The 17,331-nt window shown below is 49.5% G+C and carries 4 protein-coding genes, 5 rRNA genes and 2 riboswitches; all 9 genes read right to left on the bottom strand.

Going from position 1 to position 17,331, the window contains the following annotated elements:
- Positions 1-6: 6 nt before the first annotated feature.
- The 9 genes from V1501_RS01990 to guaA all read right to left on the bottom strand — a co-directional run bounded on the left by V1501_RS01990 (position 7) and on the right by guaA (position 16,967).
- Positions 7-2,955, bottom strand: a 23S ribosomal RNA gene (locus V1501_RS01990).
- 270 nt (positions 2,956-3,225) lie between these two features.
- Positions 3,226-4,776, bottom strand: a 16S ribosomal RNA gene (locus tag V1501_RS01985).
- Positions 4,777-5,111: 335 nt separating this feature from the next.
- Positions 5,112-5,228 (bottom strand): 5S ribosomal RNA (gene rrf, locus V1501_RS01980).
- A 79-nt stretch (positions 5,229-5,307) separates the two neighbouring features.
- Positions 5,308-8,256 (bottom strand): 23S ribosomal RNA (locus V1501_RS01975).
- Between the two features lie 270 nt (positions 8,257-8,526).
- Positions 8,527-10,077: ribosomal RNA gene (locus tag V1501_RS01970) — 16S ribosomal RNA — on the bottom strand.
- The 16S, 23S and 5S rRNA genes sit together here, the layout of an rRNA operon.
- A gap of 390 nt (positions 10,078-10,467) precedes the next feature.
- Positions 10,468-12,525, bottom strand: a complete 2,058-nt coding sequence (ptsG, locus tag V1501_RS01965) for a glucose-specific PTS transporter subunit IIBC (protein WP_409291193.1) — start codon at positions 12,523-12,525, stop codon at positions 10,468-10,470.
- Between the two features lie 185 nt (positions 12,526-12,710).
- Positions 12,711-13,550 carry a glucose PTS transporter transcription antiterminator GlcT gene (glcT, locus tag V1501_RS01960; RefSeq protein ID WP_409291192.1) on the bottom strand — a complete coding sequence of 280 codons (840 nt, stop codon included), beginning with the start codon at positions 13,548-13,550 and terminating at the stop codon, positions 12,711-12,713.
- Between the two features lie 257 nt (positions 13,551-13,807).
- Positions 13,808-15,142: an NCS2 family permease gene (locus V1501_RS01955; protein WP_409291191.1), complete on the bottom strand. Its 1,335-nt coding sequence runs from the start codon at positions 15,140-15,142 to the stop codon at positions 13,808-13,810.
- A gap of 106 nt (positions 15,143-15,248) precedes the next feature.
- Positions 15,249-15,348, bottom strand: a riboswitch (purine riboswitch).
- 98 nt (positions 15,349-15,446) lie between these two features.
- Positions 15,447-16,967: a glutamine-hydrolyzing GMP synthase gene (gene guaA, locus V1501_RS01950; RefSeq protein ID WP_409293207.1), complete on the bottom strand. Its 1,521-nt coding sequence runs from the start codon at positions 16,965-16,967 to the stop codon at positions 15,447-15,449.
- A 251-nt stretch (positions 16,968-17,218) separates the two neighbouring features.
- Positions 17,219-17,320: riboswitch (purine riboswitch) on the bottom strand.
- Between the last annotated feature and the right edge of the window lie 11 nt (positions 17,321-17,331).

Here is a 17,331-nt window from a genome sequence, read left to right as displayed (position 1 = left end):
ACAAGATAGGTTAAGTCCTCGATCGATTAGTATCTGTCAGCTCCACGTGTCGCCACGCTTCCACCTCAGACCTATCTACCTGATCATCTTTCAGGGATCTTACTAGCTTGACGCTATGGGAAATCTCATCTTGAGGGGGGCTTCATGCTTAGATGCTTTCAGCACTTATCCCGTCCGCACATAGCTACCCAGCGATGCCTTTGGCAAGACAACTGGTACACCAGCGGTGCGTCCATCCCGGTCCTCTCGTACTAAGGACAGCTCCTCTCAAATTTCCTGCGCCCACGACGGATAGGGACCGAACTGTCTCACGACGTTCTGAACCCAGCTCGCGTACCGCTTTAATGGGCGAACAGCCCAACCCTTGGGACCGACTACAGCCCCAGGATGCGATGAGCCGACATCGAGGTGCCAAACCTCCCCGTCGATGTGGACTCTTGGGGGAGATAAGCCTGTTATCCCCGGGGTAGCTTTTATCCGTTGAGCGATGGCCCTTCCATGCGGAACCACCGGATCACTAAGCCCGACTTTCGTCCCTGCTCGACTTGTAGGTCTCGCAGTCAAGCTCCCTTGTGCCTTTACACTCTGCGAATGATTTCCAACCATTCTGAGGGAACCTTTGGGCGCCTCCGTTACTCTTTAGGAGGCGACCGCCCCAGTCAAACTGCCCGCCTGACACTGTCTCCCGCCCCGATAAGGGGCGCGGGTTAGAATTTCAATACAGCCAGGGTAGTATCCCACCGATGCCTCCACCGAAGCTGGCGCTCCGGCTTCAAAGGCTCCTACCTATCCTGTACAAGCTGTACCAAAATTCAATATCAGGCTGCAGTAAAGCTCCACGGGGTCTTTCCGTCCTGTCGCGGGTAACCTGCATCTTCACAGGTAGTATAATTTCACCGAGTCTCTCGTTGAGACAGTGCCCAGATCGTTACGCCTTTCGTGCGGGTCGGAACTTACCCGACAAGGAATTTCGCTACCTTAGGACCGTTATAGTTACGGCCGCCGTTTACTGGGGCTTCAGTTCAAAGCTTCGCTTGCGCTAACCTCTCCCCTTAACCTTCCAGCACCGGGCAGGCGTCAGCCCCTATACTTCGCCTTGCGGCTTCGCAGAGACCTGTGTTTTTGCTAAACAGTCGCCTGGGCCTATTCACTGCGGCTCATCCGGGCTATTCACCCAGATGAGCACCCCTTCTCCCGAAGTTACGGGGTCATTTTGCCGAGTTCCTTAACGAGAGTTCTCTCGCACACCTTAGGATTCTCTCCTCGCCTACCTGTGTCGGTTTGCGGTACGGGCACCCTTCATCTCGCTAGAGGCTTTTCTTGGCAGTGTGGAATCAGGAACTTCGGTACTAAATTTCCCTCGCCATCACAGCTCAGCTTATGTGAAAACGGGATTTGCCTCGTTTTCAGCCTAACTGCTTGGACGCGCTAATCCAACAGCGCGCTTACCCTATCCTACTGCGTCCCCCCATCGCTCAAACGATGAATAGGTGGTACAGGAATATCAACCTGTTGTCCATCGCCTACGCCTTTCGGCCTCGGCTTAGGTCCCGACTAACCCTGAGCGGACGAGCCTTCCTCAGGAAACCTTAGGCATTCGGTGGAAGGGATTCTCACCCTTCTTTCGCTACTCATACCGGCATTCTCACTTCTAAGCGCTCCACCAGTCCTTCCGGTCTGGCTTCTCAGCCCTTAGAACGCTCTCCTACCGCGGACACCCTAGGTGTCCACCCACAGCTTCGGTGATACGTTTAGCCCCGGTACATTTTCGGCGCAGAGTCACTCGACCAGTGAGCTATTACGCACTCTTTAAATGGTGGCTGCTTCTAAGCCAACATCCTGGTTGTCTAAGCAACTCCACATCCTTTTCCACTTAACGTATACTTTGGGACCTTAGCTGGTGGTCTGGGCTGTTTCCCTTTTGACTACGGATCTTATCACTCGCAGTCTGACTCCCAAGGAAAAGTCATTGGCATTCGGAGTTTGACTGAATTCGGTAACCCGAGATGGGCCCCTAGTCCAATCAGTGCTCTACCTCCAAGACTCTTAACACTTGAGGCTAGCCCTAAAGCTATTTCGGAGAGAACCAGCTATCTCCAGGTTCGATTGGAATTTCTCCGCTACCCACACCTCATCCCCGCACTTTTCAACGTGCGTGGGTTCGGGCCTCCATTCAGTGTTACCTGAACTTCACCCTGGACATGGGTAGATCACCTGGTTTCGGGTCTACGACCTCATACTCATTCGCCCTATTCAGACTCGCTTTCGCTGCGGCTCCGTCTCATCAACTTAACCTTGCATGAAATCGTAACTCGCCGGTTCATTCTACAAAAGGCACGCCATCACCCGTTTCCCAAAAGGGACATAGGGCTCTGACTACTTGTAGGCACACGGTTTCAGGATCTCTTTCACTCCCCTTCCGGGGTGCTTTTCACCTTTCCCTCACGGTACTGGTTCACTATCGGTCACTAGGTAGTATTTAGCCTTGGGAGATGGTCCTCCCTGCTTCCGACGGGATTTCACGTGTCCCGCCGTACTCAGGATCCACTCTGGAGGGAACGAAGTTTCGACTACAGGGTTGTTACCTTCTTCGACGGACCTTTCCATGTCTCTTCGTCTACCCCGTTCCTTTGTAACTCCGTATAGAGTGTCCTACAACCCCGAAAGGCAAGCCTTTCGGTTTGGGCTACATTCCGTTTCGCTCGCCGCTACTTGGGAAATCGCATTTGCTTTCTGTTCCTCCGGGTACTTAGATGTTTCAGTTCCCCGGGTCTGCCTCCATCACCCTATGAATTCAGGTGAAGGTACTGTTCCATTACGAACAGTGGGTTTCCCCATTCGGAAATCTCCGGATCAAAGCTTACTTACAGCTCCCCGAAGCATATCGGTGTTAGTCCCGTCCTTCATCGGCTCCTAGTGCCAAGGCATTCACCGTGCGCCCTTTCTAACTTAACCAATTCGGCTGATGTTCTTCCCCTAAGCCCGAAGGGCTGTCAGGTCTTGAATCATCGACCTATAATAAAACAATAAAACTTAACTCGGTTTATTACTCGATGCGGTAAAATGACGCAAATCATTTTTGCCTTATATTGTTATCTAGTTTTCAAAGAACGAAAAAATAAATGACAAACGCTGCTCTTCTTTCGAATAGCGCTTCTAATTTATTTTTGGTTTTGAGAGAATGCTCCCTCAAAACTGAACGAAACAAGATCGCTTTTTCCTTAGAAAGGAGGTGATCCAGCCGCACCTTCCGATACGGCTACCTTGTTACGACTTCACCCCAATCATCTGTCCCACCTTAGGCGGCTGGCTCCATAAAGGTTACCCCACCGACTTCGGGTGTTACAAACTCTCGTGGTGTGACGGGCGGTGTGTACAAGGCCCGGGAACGTATTCACCGCGGCATGCTGATCCGCGATTACTAGCGATTCCGGCTTCATGCAGGCGAGTTGCAGCCTGCAATCCGAACTGAGAATGGCTTTATGGGATTCGCTCGGCCTCGCGGCTTTGCTGCCCTTTGTACCATCCATTGTAGCACGTGTGTAGCCCAGGTCATAAGGGGCATGATGATTTGACGTCATCCCCACCTTCCTCCGGTTTGTCACCGGCAGTCACCTTAGAGTGCCCAACTGAATGCTGGCAACTAAGATCAAGGGTTGCGCTCGTTGCGGGACTTAACCCAACATCTCACGACACGAGCTGACGACAACCATGCACCACCTGTCACTCTGTCCCCCGAAGGGGAACGTCCTATCTCTAGGAGTGTCAGAGGATGTCAAGACCTGGTAAGGTTCTTCGCGTTGCTTCGAATTAAACCACATGCTCCACCGCTTGTGCGGGCCCCCGTCAATTCCTTTGAGTTTCAGCCTTGCGGCCGTACTCCCCAGGCGGAGTGCTTAATGCGTTAGCTGCAGCACTAAAGGGCGGAAACCCTCTAACACTTAGCACTCATCGTTTACGGCGTGGACTACCAGGGTATCTAATCCTGTTCGCTCCCCACGCTTTCGCGCCTCAGCGTCAGTTACAGACCAGAGAGTCGCCTTCGCCACTGGTGTTCCTCCACATCTCTACGCATTTCACCGCTACACGTGGAATTCCACTCTCCTCTTCTGCACTCAAGTCTCCCAGTTTCCAATGACCCTCCACGGTTGAGCCGTGGGCTTTCACATCAGACTTAAAAGACCGCCTGCGCGCGCTTTACGCCCAATAAATCCGGACAACGCTTGCCACCTACGTATTACCGCGGCTGCTGGCACGTAGTTAGCCGTGGCTTTCTGGCCAGGTACCGTCAAGGTGCCATCAGTTACTATGGCACTTGTTCTTCCCTGACAACAGAGTTTTACGATCCGAAAACCTTCTTCACTCACGCGGCGTTGCTCCGTCAGACTTTCGTCCATTGCGGAAGATTCCCTACTGCTGCCTCCCGTAGGAGTCTGGGCCGTGTCTCAGTCCCAGTGTGGCCGATCACCCTCTCAGGTCGGCTACGCATCGTGGCCTTGGTGAGCCGTTACCCCACCAACTAGCTAATGCGCCGCGGGCCCATCCTTGAGTGACAGCCGAAACCGTCTTTCCTCTTTCCCTCATGTGAGGGAAAGACCTATCCGGTATTAGCTCCGGTTTCCCGAAGTTATCCCGATCTCAAGGGCAGGTTGCCCACGTGTTACTCACCCGTCCGCCGCTGACTTCAGGGAGCAAGCTCCCATCCATCCGCTCGACTTGCATGTATTAGGCACGCCGCCAGCGTTCGTCCTGAGCCAGGATCAAACTCTCCGAAAAGTGTTCGATATAGCTCATAAAGTTTAAAACTTGTTTTGTTTACTTCCATATAGGAAGTAACTGGCGTCTTGTTTCGTTCAGTTTTCAAAGAACATCTTTAGTCAATATTGGTCAGTTGCTTGTAAGCAACTTAATAATAATAACATGTATTTCATGGTGAGTCAACACTTTCGAAAAAGTTTTTTCAGCTTCTCTTTTCGAGCAGCTTTTAAATATTAACACCGATATGCACCGGAGTCAATAACAATTTAAAATCCTTTTCGGGTGACTCTTCAGGACCCTGAAGGTCCTAAGTCAATAAAAAAAGATCTGCAGGAAGCGGATCTTTCTTTACTGCCCGGCAGCGTCCTACTCTCACAGGGGGAGAGCCCCCAACTACCATCGGCGCTAAAGAGCTTAACTTCCGTGTTCGGGATGGGAACGGGTGTGGCCTCTTTGCCATAACTGCCAGACAGATATGAAGTAACTTTCGTTCCTTCAAAACTAGATAACAAAGGCTGATTTGCATTACGTTTTCGAGTATAAACAAGATAGGTTAAGTCCTCGATCGATTAGTATCTGTCAGCTCCACGTGTCGCCACGCTTCCACCTCAGACCTATCTACCTGATCATCTTTCAGGGATCTTACTAGCTTGACGCTATGGGAAATCTCATCTTGAGGGGGGCTTCATGCTTAGATGCTTTCAGCACTTATCCCGTCCGCACATAGCTACCCAGCGATGCCTTTGGCAAGACAACTGGTACACCAGCGGTGCGTCCATCCCGGTCCTCTCGTACTAAGGACAGCTCCTCTCAAATTTCCTGCGCCCACGACGGATAGGGACCGAACTGTCTCACGACGTTCTGAACCCAGCTCGCGTACCGCTTTAATGGGCGAACAGCCCAACCCTTGGGACCGACTACAGCCCCAGGATGCGATGAGCCGACATCGAGGTGCCAAACCTCCCCGTCGATGTGGACTCTTGGGGGAGATAAGCCTGTTATCCCCGGGGTAGCTTTTATCCGTTGAGCGATGGCCCTTCCATGCGGAACCACCGGATCACTAAGCCCGACTTTCGTCCCTGCTCGACTTGTAGGTCTCGCAGTCAAGCTCCCTTGTGCCTTTACACTCTGCGAATGATTTCCAACCATTCTGAGGGAACCTTTGGGCGCCTCCGTTACTCTTTAGGAGGCGACCGCCCCAGTCAAACTGCCCGCCTGACACTGTCTCCCGCCCCGATAAGGGGCGCGGGTTAGAATTTCAATACAGCCAGGGTAGTATCCCACCGATGCCTCCACCGAAGCTGGCGCTCCGGCTTCAAAGGCTCCTACCTATCCTGTACAAGCTGTACCAAAATTCAATATCAGGCTGCAGTAAAGCTCCACGGGGTCTTTCCGTCCTGTCGCGGGTAACCTGCATCTTCACAGGTAGTATAATTTCACCGAGTCTCTCGTTGAGACAGTGCCCAGATCGTTACGCCTTTCGTGCGGGTCGGAACTTACCCGACAAGGAATTTCGCTACCTTAGGACCGTTATAGTTACGGCCGCCGTTTACTGGGGCTTCAGTTCAAAGCTTCGCTTGCGCTAACCTCTCCCCTTAACCTTCCAGCACCGGGCAGGCGTCAGCCCCTATACTTCGCCTTGCGGCTTCGCAGAGACCTGTGTTTTTGCTAAACAGTCGCCTGGGCCTATTCACTGCGGCTCATCCGGGCTATTCACCCAGATGAGCACCCCTTCTCCCGAAGTTACGGGGTCATTTTGCCGAGTTCCTTAACGAGAGTTCTCTCGCACACCTTAGGATTCTCTCCTCGCCTACCTGTGTCGGTTTGCGGTACGGGCACCCTTCATCTCGCTAGAGGCTTTTCTTGGCAGTGTGGAATCAGGAACTTCGGTACTAAATTTCCCTCGCCATCACAGCTCAGCTTATGTGAAAACGGGATTTGCCTCGTTTTCAGCCTAACTGCTTGGACGCGCTAATCCAACAGCGCGCTTACCCTATCCTACTGCGTCCCCCCATCGCTCAAACGATGAATAGGTGGTACAGGAATATCAACCTGTTGTCCATCGCCTACGCCTTTCGGCCTCGGCTTAGGTCCCGACTAACCCTGAGCGGACGAGCCTTCCTCAGGAAACCTTAGGCATTCGGTGGAAGGGATTCTCACCCTTCTTTCGCTACTCATACCGGCATTCTCACTTCTAAGCGCTCCACCAGTCCTTCCGGTCTGGCTTCTCAGCCCTTAGAACGCTCTCCTACCGCGGACACCCTAGGTGTCCACCCACAGCTTCGGTGATACGTTTAGCCCCGGTACATTTTCGGCGCAGAGTCACTCGACCAGTGAGCTATTACGCACTCTTTAAATGGTGGCTGCTTCTAAGCCAACATCCTGGTTGTCTAAGCAACTCCACATCCTTTTCCACTTAACGTATACTTTGGGACCTTAGCTGGTGGTCTGGGCTGTTTCCCTTTTGACTACGGATCTTATCACTCGCAGTCTGACTCCCAAGGAAAAGTCATTGGCATTCGGAGTTTGACTGAATTCGGTAACCCGAGATGGGCCCCTAGTCCAATCAGTGCTCTACCTCCAAGACTCTTAACACTTGAGGCTAGCCCTAAAGCTATTTCGGAGAGAACCAGCTATCTCCAGGTTCGATTGGAATTTCTCCGCTACCCACACCTCATCCCCGCACTTTTCAACGTGCGTGGGTTCGGGCCTCCATTCAGTGTTACCTGAACTTCACCCTGGACATGGGTAGATCACCTGGTTTCGGGTCTACGACCTCATACTCATTCGCCCTATTCAGACTCGCTTTCGCTGCGGCTCCGTCTCATCAACTTAACCTTGCATGAAATCGTAACTCGCCGGTTCATTCTACAAAAGGCACGCCATCACCCGTTTCCCAAAAGGGACATAGGGCTCTGACTACTTGTAGGCACACGGTTTCAGGATCTCTTTCACTCCCCTTCCGGGGTGCTTTTCACCTTTCCCTCACGGTACTGGTTCACTATCGGTCACTAGGTAGTATTTAGCCTTGGGAGATGGTCCTCCCTGCTTCCGACGGGATTTCACGTGTCCCGCCGTACTCAGGATCCACTCTGGAGGGAACGAAGTTTCGACTACAGGGTTGTTACCTTCTTCGACGGACCTTTCCATGTCTCTTCGTCTACCCCGTTCCTTTGTAACTCCGTATAGAGTGTCCTACAACCCCGAAAGGCAAGCCTTTCGGTTTGGGCTACATTCCGTTTCGCTCGCCGCTACTTGGGAAATCGCATTTGCTTTCTGTTCCTCCGGGTACTTAGATGTTTCAGTTCCCCGGGTCTGCCTCCATCACCCTATGAATTCAGGTGAAGGTACTGTTCCATTACGAACAGTGGGTTTCCCCATTCGGAAATCTCCGGATCAAAGCTTACTTACAGCTCCCCGAAGCATATCGGTGTTAGTCCCGTCCTTCATCGGCTCCTAGTGCCAAGGCATTCACCGTGCGCCCTTTCTAACTTAACCAATTCGGCTGATGTTCTTCCCCTAAGCCCGAAGGGCTGTCAGGTCTTGAATCATCGACCTATAATAAAACAATAAAACTTAACTCGGTTTATTACTCGATGCGGTAAAATGACGCAAATCATTTTTGCCTTATATTGTTATCTAGTTTTCAAAGAACGAAAAAATAAATGACAAACGCTGCTCTTCTTTCGAATAGCGCTTCTAATTTATTTTTGGTTTTGAGAGAATGCTCCCTCAAAACTGAACGAAACAAGATCGCTTTTTCCTTAGAAAGGAGGTGATCCAGCCGCACCTTCCGATACGGCTACCTTGTTACGACTTCACCCCAATCATCTGTCCCACCTTAGGCGGCTGGCTCCATAAAGGTTACCCCACCGACTTCGGGTGTTACAAACTCTCGTGGTGTGACGGGCGGTGTGTACAAGGCCCGGGAACGTATTCACCGCGGCATGCTGATCCGCGATTACTAGCGATTCCGGCTTCATGCAGGCGAGTTGCAGCCTGCAATCCGAACTGAGAATGGCTTTATGGGATTCGCTCGGCCTCGCGGCTTTGCTGCCCTTTGTACCATCCATTGTAGCACGTGTGTAGCCCAGGTCATAAGGGGCATGATGATTTGACGTCATCCCCACCTTCCTCCGGTTTGTCACCGGCAGTCACCTTAGAGTGCCCAACTGAATGCTGGCAACTAAGATCAAGGGTTGCGCTCGTTGCGGGACTTAACCCAACATCTCACGACACGAGCTGACGACAACCATGCACCACCTGTCACTCTGTCCCCCGAAGGGGAACGTCCTATCTCTAGGAGTGTCAGAGGATGTCAAGACCTGGTAAGGTTCTTCGCGTTGCTTCGAATTAAACCACATGCTCCACCGCTTGTGCGGGCCCCCGTCAATTCCTTTGAGTTTCAGCCTTGCGGCCGTACTCCCCAGGCGGAGTGCTTAATGCGTTAGCTGCAGCACTAAAGGGCGGAAACCCTCTAACACTTAGCACTCATCGTTTACGGCGTGGACTACCAGGGTATCTAATCCTGTTCGCTCCCCACGCTTTCGCGCCTCAGCGTCAGTTACAGACCAGAGAGTCGCCTTCGCCACTGGTGTTCCTCCACATCTCTACGCATTTCACCGCTACACGTGGAATTCCACTCTCCTCTTCTGCACTCAAGTCTCCCAGTTTCCAATGACCCTCCACGGTTGAGCCGTGGGCTTTCACATCAGACTTAAAAGACCGCCTGCGCGCGCTTTACGCCCAATAAATCCGGACAACGCTTGCCACCTACGTATTACCGCGGCTGCTGGCACGTAGTTAGCCGTGGCTTTCTGGCCAGGTACCGTCAAGGTGCCATCAGTTACTATGGCACTTGTTCTTCCCTGACAACAGAGTTTTACGATCCGAAAACCTTCTTCACTCACGCGGCGTTGCTCCGTCAGACTTTCGTCCATTGCGGAAGATTCCCTACTGCTGCCTCCCGTAGGAGTCTGGGCCGTGTCTCAGTCCCAGTGTGGCCGATCACCCTCTCAGGTCGGCTACGCATCGTGGCCTTGGTGAGCCGTTACCCCACCAACTAGCTAATGCGCCGCGGGCCCATCCTTGAGTGACAGCCGAAACCGTCTTTCCTCTTTCCCTCATGTGAGGGAAAGACCTATCCGGTATTAGCTCCGGTTTCCCGAAGTTATCCCGATCTCAAGGGCAGGTTGCCCACGTGTTACTCACCCGTCCGCCGCTGACTTCAGGGAGCAAGCTCCCATCAGTCCGCTCGACTTGCATGTATTAGGCACGCCGCCAGCGTTCGTCCTGAGCCAGGATCAAACTCTCCGAAAAGTGTTCGATATAGCTCATAAAGTTTAAAACTTGATTTGTTTACTTCCATATAGGAAGTAACTGGCGTCTTGTTTCGTTCAGTTTTCAAAGAACATCTTTAGTCAATATTAGTCAGTCGCTTGTAAGCAACTTAATAATAATAACATGTGCTTCTAACCAAGTCAACAACTTTTCTTGAATTGTTTTTTAGTTAATTGCCGCTTGTTTAAAGCAGCTTTAATAATTTACCATGCTTCCCGCCTGAGTGTCAACACTTTTTTATTTAATAATGAATAGACATTTTCCCCAGTCCTCCTGTCATCTGAAAGATATGAAATCACCGGGTAATACGGACAGCCCCGCTAAATAGAATAGAAAAGGAGACCGGAATATCCGGTCTCCTTCTATATATTATATACTGATGATGTTTTCTTCTTTTAGGGCGACTTGGCCTTTTTTGTTGATTGTGATGCTTTCGCCGTCTTTCAGGTTGGTGAAGACGATCGGTGTAATGGTGGATGTTGCGTTTTGTTTTACATAGTCAAGGTCTACTTTCAGCAGCGGCTGACCCTGGGTAATTTTATCCCCTTGGGCGACGAGTGTTTCAAAGCCTTTGCCTTCAAGCTTGACTGTGTCGATACCAAAGTGGATCAGGATTTCCCTGCCTGCATCGGATTCGATTCCGATGGCATGCTTGGTTGGGAACAGGTTTACGATGGTACCATTGACCGGTGATACGACTGTACCTTCTGAAGGGATGATCGCAAAGCCATCACCCATCATTTTTTCTGCAAATACCTGGTCAGGCACTTCAGTGATTGGAATCAGTTCGCCCTTGATAGGAGAGATAATGCTTTCTTCTACTTTATTGCGCAGCTCCTTAGGGTTTACATCTTCTATTTGTTTTTTTACTTCTTTTTGTGGAGCCGGTGCTTTTGCAGGCCTTGGTGTTTTACCGCTCATTATGTCTTTCATCTGGCCTTTGATTGTTTCTGAGCGCGGCCCGAAGATTGCCTGGATGTTGTTTCCTACTTCCAGGACACCTGCAGCGCCAAGCTTTTTAAGACGGTCTTTGTCGACATCCGCTGCATCATTGACAGAAACGCGAAGGCGGGTGATACATGCATCAAGGTGAGAGATATTTTGCTGGCCGCCCATTGCTTCAAGAATCTCAGCCGCCAGTTCTCCACCCTGGGCATTGCCTGTTTCCTCTCCAGCTTCATCGTCTGCCTCGCGGCCAGGAGTCATCAGATTGAACTTACGGATGGCAAAGCGGAATCCAAAGTAGTAAATGACTGCGAATACCAGGCCGACCGGAATGACAAGCCATGCATTTGTCTGCGGGTTGATCAGTCCGAAAAGAATATAATCGATCAGGCCGCCAGAGAAGGTCATGCCGATTTTCACGTTGAGCAAGTGCATTGTCATGAATGAAAGTCCCGCAAATACTGCGTGGATTCCGAATAACACTGGTGCTACAAAAAGGAATGAGAACTCAATTGGTTCTGTGATCCCTGTCAGGAAAGAAGTCAATGCAGCAGAACCCATGATACCTGCCACAAGCTTTTTCTTTTCAGGACGTGCTTCTTGGTAGATGGCAAAAGCTGCTGCCGGCAGACCGAACATCATGAATGGATATTTACCTGTCATGAAAGTACCTGCTGTCAGGTTTTGAACGCCATCTTTAATTTGTTCCATAAAGATACGCTGATCACCGCGGATCAGGGTACCAGCATCGTTCGTATAGTGGCCGAACTCATACCAGAATGGCGAGTAGAAAATGTGGTGAAGACCGAAAGGAATCAATGAACGTTCGATCAGTCCAAAGATGAATGCCGAAAGAGTCAGGTTTGCATTGACCATATTATTGGAGAATGCATTGAGTCCGTCCTGAATCGGCGGCCAGATTACAAGCATAAGCAGTCCGAGAACCACAGCGCTTGCAGCCGTTACGATTGGTACAAAACGTTTTCCGGCAAAGAATCCTAAGTAGGATGGAAGCTCGATATTGTAGAAACGGTTATACATAAAGGCCGCAATGATACCTACGATGATACCTCCGAACACCCCAGTCTGCAGGGTAGGAATACCAAGAACACTTGCATATTCCAAATGGCCCTGAAGGTCTTTCGCTTCAATGCCAAGCACCGTACCCATCGTCTTGTTCATAATGAGGAAACCAACGATGGCCGCTAGACCTGCAACTCCTTCTCCGCCGGCTAACCCAACGGCGACACCTACTGCAAAGAGCAGCGAAAGATTATCAAATATAATTCCGCCGGCGCCTTCCATGACTGAAGCGACCATAGAGACTGCATCGTTCTTTAAGAAAGGTGCCAGATTCAGCAGCACCGGATTCTGCAGAGCATTACCAAATGCAAGCAGGATACCGGCAGCCGGAAGAATAGCGACAGGCAGCATAAGCGCCTTACCGACTTTTTGAAGCACACCAAATGCTTTTTTGAACATCTTTTTTCCTCCTTGAAATAAATTTTTCACATCATTAAAACGTTTGCAAAATATGGCATTAAAAAAAGGCATAAGTATAGAAATGTCTTAGAAGTCAGGAGTACAGGTATAATCTACCCATAATCATAACACTCTAATTCAGTTTCTTTACTTATGCCTGATCGAATCAGTAACACGAAAAGAATTTATTTAGTTCGCTGAAGTCTCTGCAGATGCATGGTTAGATACACAGCTTCCGCATCAAAGACCGGTTTTTTTAAAGTATTTTGCATTATTTTAATGAGTTTCCAAGCTAGATTGTAGCACAGGGGATATTCCCTTTGCAACAGGGCAGCAATATTTTCCGGTTCATCCACCTTTTCATCCTGGAGGACACGTTCAATGGCAAAGCGCAGATGGCGGACCAGCCTGATATAATCTATGTTTTCTTTGTCCATTTTTATTGAGAACTGCTCCTCGATGACCTCAATCAGTGAAGCAATAAGCTGGGAGTGGCGGTTAACCTCTGACAAATTCCTATTGGTAGCAGCACTGTGGATGTGCAGTGTGATAAAGCCGGTTTCTGCCTCAGGAAGAGAAATTCCCGTTTTCCTCTGGATCAGTTCAACCACTTCTTCAGCGATGCTGAATTCAGAGGGATAAAGCGTCTTCGTTTCCGGCAGGAAGGGGTTGGAGATATGGATACCTTCTTTTATCCGGTTGATTGTAAGAGCCAGGTGATCTGTCAGCCCGACATGGATATGCTCATTCAGGTCTCCGCTCACTCTGCTTTTTATAAGCTGGATCGATTCAATGATCACAGCAAGGAAGGATTCATCTATGGAAGAAAGCAGTTTTTTATAGTTTTCCTGCTCATTTTCATTTCTTAATACAAAAATCTTTTCGGCGGCGGACACTTCAAGCTCCTCGCCCCTCTTCTTATTAAAGCCAATGCCCTTTCCTATCACTACTACTTCCTCGTATATAGGATGTTCGGCAATAAGGACATTATTATTCAATGCTTTTTTGACCTTAATGATTGTCATATGGATACCCCATTTAGAATGAATACCTCCATGTTAGCGAGTCATGCCTCATAAATCAACTCCCCCAACCTGGAAAAATAGGAAAAATGGCATAAATGGAACAAATAGAATAAGGCGGTAAAGCAAAGTAAGGCGCAGGCAGGAATGCGAGCAGGATAAATGAGGTTCACACCTAACTGAAGGAAGCCTTAAGATACATGCAGCCCCTCCCATTTTCCATAAAAAAAAGAAGCCCCCGCAAGGAAGCTTCTCATTTATCAAACCAGAAAGATAAAGTAGCAAAGGAAGATAATGAACAGGAAATACATCAGCGGATGAACTTCTTTTGCCCTTCCCTTGATGATCATAGTGATTGGATAGAAAACAAATCCAATTGCAATACCTGTCGCAATGCTGTAGGTGAATGGCATGGCAACTACCGTGAAGAAGGCTGGCACCGCAATCTCGAAACGGTCCCACTCAATATGCTTCAGGGAGGAAACCATGAGCACGCCTACCACAATCAGGGCAGGAGCCGTTACAGGAGCCGTGATGACTGACAATAACGGGAAGAAGAACAGCGACAGGACGAACAAGATGGCAACAACAACTGCCGAGAAGCCTGAACGAGCCCCAGCCGCTACACCCGCGGTGGATTCTACATAAGAAGTAGTCGGTGATGTACCAAGCACTGCCCCTACTACAATCGACATAGAATCAGCGAACAGTCCTCTTCCTGCGCGCGGAAGAACATCCCCCTTTATGATTCCAGCCTGGCTCGCAACAGCAACCAGGGTTCCCGCAGTATCAAAAAATGCCACAAACAGAAAAGTCAGGATGACTACGAGCATCTGGAGGTTGAAGATATTTTCAGCAGGATTCGCGAAAGCATCGAATGCTGCACCGAATGTTGGAGAGATGCTCGGGACAGCGCCAACAACCTTCGAAGGCGCGTCAATCAGGCCAAATATCATGCCGATGACAGCCGTGATAACCATCCCGATGAATACAGCTGCATTGACTCCCCTGGTCAACAGGATCACCGTGATGACAATACCGACGACGGATAAAAGTGTAGCACCTTTTGTCAGGTCGCCGAGCCCGATCAAAGTTGCATCGTTATTCACAATGATTCCGGCGCTCTGGAAACCGATGAACGCTATGAACAACCCAATTCCTGCACCAACTGCATGCTTCAGCTGTGCAGGTATTGCATTAATGATCTTTTCACGGAAGCCGGATAGTGAAAGCAGGACGAAAATGACTCCGGCAATCAATACACCGGTCAATGCAGTCTGCCAGGGAACACCGTAAGTCAGGACGACTGTGAACGCGAAGAATGCGTTTAGTCCCATTCCCGGCGCCAGTGCGATCGGGAATTTCGCGATGATCCCCATCATCAGCGACCCGATGGCTGCAGCAAGGGCAGTTGCCGCGAAGACGGCACCAGAATCCATCCTGAGATCAGCAGGGTAATCCTTAATGCTCGCCAGGGACAGCGTAAGCGGGTTTACTACGAGGATATACGCCATGGCCAAGAATGTGGTCAAACCGCCAATAATTTCTCTTCTGTAATTTGTGCCAAGCTGGTCAAATTCAAAAAACTTTCTCATACCATTCCCTCCCAGGAAAATTTGTCGTATGGAACAAAAAACGCCCCGCCGGATTTATTACCGAAGGAGCGTGACTGATGATAAAGATAGAAAAATGCCTAATGGGCCTATTCTGAATTTATCTCGTAGTCAAGCTGTTACGGCAGCTCGGTAGAAACTTTTGGGCCAATCCCCAATATTATACGACATAATTTGATATTTATTTTATAAGTACATAATTGATTGTACCAGAATTAGCAAAAAGGTCAATAAAGAATACGAACATTTTATTGTCCGCATTCTTTATAGTTCGTATTTAGCTATTTTATTCCCATTCGATCGTTGCCGGCGGCTTACTCGTAATATCATAAACCACACGGTTAATATGAGGGACTTCATTAACAATGCGAGTGGAGATGATTTCAAGCACTTCCCAGGGAATCCGCGCCCAGTCCGAGGTCATGCCATCAATGGAAGTGACGGCACGTATCCCAATCGTATAATCATACGTCCTTGCATCACCCATCACTCCTACGCTGCGGATGTCGGGAAGAACGGTGAAGTATTGCCAGATATCACGTTCCAATCCTGCTTTCCTGACCTCTTCACGAAGGATGGCATCAGACTCCCTCACAATCTCAAGCTTGTCCTCCGACACTTCTCCAAGCACCCTGATGCCCAGGCCCGGCCCAGGGAATGGCTGTCTCCAGACAATGGAGTCCGGAAGGCCGAGCTCTGTCCCAAGCGCTCTGACTTCATCCTTGAAAAGGGTATTAAGCGGTTCAATCAGCTTAAACTGCATATCTTCAGGAAGTCCGCCTACATTGTGATGTGACTTGATGGTCTGGGCAGTAGCCGTCCCGCTTTCGATGATGTCTGTATAAAGGGTCCCCTGTGCCAGAAAGTCAATTCCCTGCAGCTTGGCAGCTTCATCGTCGAAAACGTAAATAAACTCATTGCCGATAATCTTACGTTTTTGTTCTGGATCCGAAACACCTCTCAGCTTTGAAAGGAAGCGGTCCTTTGCATCCACTTTAATCACATTCATGTTGAAGCCTTCTCCAAACGTTTTCATGACCCCTTCTGCTTCATCCTTCCGAAGCAGGCCATGATCGACGAAAATACAGGTCAGCTGGTCGCCGATTGCCCGGTGGATCAAGGCTGCTACAACCGAAGAGTCCACTCCACCGCTCAGTGCACAAAGCACTTGGCGGTCTCCCACTTCACTGCGGATCTTTTCTATTTCAATTTCAATGAAATTCTCCATAGACCAATTCCCTTCACATGCACACACATCGAAAACAAAGTTTTGCAGCAGTTCGTTTCCGAATACTGAGTGGCGCACTTCAGGATGGAATTGAACGGCATACAAGCCGCGCTCCTCGTCACTCATTGCTGATATCGGGCAGGAAACATTCGTTCCATCCACTGTGAAGCCTTCTGGAGCTTCGACTACCAGGTCTCCATGGCTCATCCAGACAAGCTGTTCTGGCGGCAGCCCTTTGAAAAGCCGGCTTCCTTCCTTAACAGACAGCGTCGCTTTGCCGTATTCCCGGTTTTTTGCAGGCTCCACTCTTCCCCCGAAGTGAATAGTCATAAGCTGCATCCCATAACAGATGCCGAGCACAGGGAGCCCCAGGTCAAAAATGCGTTCGTCACAGCGGAAAGATTTTTCATCATAAACCGAATTTGGTCCCCCGGAAAGGATGATTCCCTTTGGGTTCAGCTCCTTGATTTCCTCAGCTGTAATGGTGTGCGGATGAAGCTCGCTGTATACGCCAAATTCCCTGATCCTGCGGGTGATCAATTGGTTATATTGGCTGCCGAAGTCTAATACCACAATCATTTCTTGATTTTGCAATTCAGATTTACCTGGCAATTCGTCCACTCCTATCAATGTTGTCGTTTGGCACCTGAATTTTCCTTGTGCCCTATTATGTACTTTCTAGACGAAATGGATGCTAAACATACATTCCGCATTCCGCCCTTTCAAATATAAAAATGGCTGGAATTTCTGCACCTAATAAAGAGACCCTTCCTTAGGTTTGACTTGCAATCAGAAAATAAACTTCCTTTTGCAGAGACAGAATTCCAGCCATATAAGTAATCTGCCTTCATAGTCAAATCATTTACGGTGATTTGGTAGATACTTTCGAACCATATTTTCGAGGATATATGAAGCAATCCAATATTCAATTATACCCGCTTAT

It is taken from the genome of Paraperibacillus esterisolvens (assembly GCF_046237625.1).
GTDB lineage: Bacteria > Bacillota > Bacilli > Bacillales > DSM-1321 > Paraperibacillus > Paraperibacillus esterisolvens.
This window is presented reverse-complemented; position numbering and strand designations above follow the sequence as displayed.